Below are 761 nucleotides of genomic sequence, written 5' to 3'. Positions count from 1 at the left end.
GACAGTGGCGAAGTAGACGTAACTCCACCGGCACTTGCCTTTACACCAACGTTTGAACTTGGTTTATTGGTTACCTTAAGTGGTACCTCTGACTTGCCAGCAGGCAGTGAAATTACCATTACCGAGCAACTGGTTGGCGGTGGCATTGGTGCCACCTACACCACCACAACTGATGCCGATGGTAATTGGTCATTAGTCGGATTAGATGTATCGTTACTTAATGTTGGCTCAGTGATCGCCACAGCGACCGATGCCGCAGGTAATACCCGTACAATTAGCTCAGATGACTTTGATAATACACCGCCGACACTCACTGTTGATGTTGCAGCACAAAGCGACAGCAACACGCCAATCATAAGCGGCACAAGTGATGCGGGCGAAGGTGCACAAGTGACGATAGTCGTTACCGACAGCAACGGCAACCCACAAACCATCACCGCCCTTGTTGATGCGGATGGTAATTGGAGTGCTACACCAGCGACACCATTAAGTGAAGGTCAAAGCACCATCGAAGTAAGTGTACGCGACAGTGTTGGCAACGAAACTACAGTGAGTGATACCACCACCATCGACACGCAAGCGCCAACGCTCACCATTCAAAACGTAGGCGATGTTAGCGACTTAACACCCGAGCTGCAGGGCACCAGTAATGAAATTGGTGGCACTGTTACACTCACCATCACCGACAGCGCAGGCGCTGTGCAAACCATTGAGACCCTAGTTGGCAGCGATGGCCACTGGAACATTGAGATTCCAGGTGC

The 761-nt window shown here is 51.0% G+C and carries 1 protein-coding gene; it reads left to right on the top strand.

Annotated elements, in window-relative coordinates; all coding sequences use genetic code 11:
• Positions 1-761: Ig-like domain-containing protein (locus H5157_RS20625; protein WP_259399381.1), on the top strand; the 761-nt coding region annotated here is incomplete at both ends.

Source organism: Pseudoalteromonas sp. SG43-3, from assembly GCF_014164385.1.
GTDB lineage: Bacteria > Pseudomonadota > Gammaproteobacteria > Enterobacterales > Alteromonadaceae > Pseudoalteromonas > Pseudoalteromonas distincta.
This window is presented reverse-complemented; position numbering and strand designations above follow the sequence as displayed.